This window comes from Hymenobacter agri (assembly GCF_054778495.1).
On record NZ_BAAGZM010000884.1, the window covers coordinates 1 to 1,323 of the forward strand.

A 1,323-nucleotide genomic window follows, 5' to 3' on the forward strand; every position below is an offset into this window, starting at 1 on the left:
CGGCGCGGGCCAGCAGGCGGCCCAGGCTACGGTACTGGTAGCTGCCCGCCGCCAGCGTGGCCAGCCCAAACACCAGCCCGAACACCAGCAACAGCTGCCCGCGCAGGCCCAGGCGGAAGCGGCGGGATTTGGTGGTTTGGATGGGGGAGCTGGGCATTGGTCTGGGCTGAATCAGAAGTAACAAGAGCGCCGCGAAGCATCTTGCCTGCTGCCACTATTCAATGGCACTTTCACGATTAGATTAGTTTTTGCTGGTAAGATGCTTCGCGGCGCTCTGCACGACGTGTTTTTAAGCCTCGCACTCACCCCGCCGTGCCCGGCTCGCGCAGGCGGTAGCCTTGCCCAATCACGGTTTCCAGCAGGGCGGGCGCGGGGGCAAAATCCCGGTCGAGCTTGCGGCGCAGCTGCGAGATGTGCACCTCAATCACGTTCGAGCCCATGTCGTAGTCCACGTCCCACACTTTTTCGGCGAGGCGGGTTTTGCTCACCACCCGGCCGGCGTTGCGCAGTAGCAGCTCCAGCACCGCAAACTCGCGGTTAGTAAGGCTCAGTGTTTTGCCGGCGCGCGTTACTACCCGGCCCAGCGGGTCGAGCACGAGGTCGGCCAGGCGCAGGGCCTCGGCCCCGGCGGGCCCGGCCGTTTTGCGGCCGATGATGTGCAGCCGGGCCAGCAGCTCATCAAAGTCGAAGGGCTTGAGCAGGTAGTCCACGGCCCCAGCCTCCAGGCCCTGCACCACGTGCTGCGTATCGGTGAGGGCGCTGAGGATGATGACGGGCGTTTGAATCCCGAATTCGCGCAGGTTGCGCAGCACGTCGAAGCCGTTCTGGCCCGGCAGCATCAGGTCAAGCAGCACCACGTCGCAGGGCGTGGTGGCGGCCTGCTCCAGGCCCTCGGGCCCGGTGGCGGCCACGTCGGCCACGTGCCCAGCCTGCACCAGGCCCTGCTGAATGAAGCCCGCCAGCCGGGCTTCGTCTTCGACGATGAGAATGCGCATAAAGGAATTGGGTGGGTTGAGCGAGCCGCAAACGACTAAAAAGAACGTCATGCTGAGCGAAGTCGACGCATCTCTACTGCGATAGTAAATGAACTACGTTGCGCGGTAGAAATGCTTCGACTTCGCTCAGCATGACGTTCAACTTGTGGTCATGACGTTCGGGCGTCGGCTCAGGTTGCGGAATTACCGCACCAGGTACTTCGTGCCGCCGAGGGCCAGCGTTTGGGCGTGTACCACGCGGGGGGCAGTGGTGCCGGCTACGCGGGCTTCGCCGGGCTGGGCGGTGCGCAGGTTGCCGGTAGCTTCGAGGGCGGTGCCCACGGTCAGC

Annotated in this window: 1 protein-coding gene; it reads right to left on the reverse strand. The window is 64.5% G+C overall.

Features of this window, described 5'->3' with window-relative positions; all coding sequences use genetic code 11:
- Positions 1-302: 302 nt before the first annotated feature.
- On the reverse strand, positions 303-995 hold the full coding sequence (locus ACYVDE_RS23080) for a response regulator transcription factor (RefSeq protein ID WP_460503877.1): 693 nt from the start codon (positions 993-995) through the stop codon (positions 303-305).
- Positions 996-1,323: the final 328 nt, after the last annotated feature.

Bases quoted from the DNA above. Each gene is read 5' to 3' on its own strand.
- ACYVDE_RS23080 (WP_460503877.1), bottom strand. From the start codon at position 995: ATGCGCATTCTCATCGTCGAAGACGAAGCCCGGCTGGCGGGCTTCATT.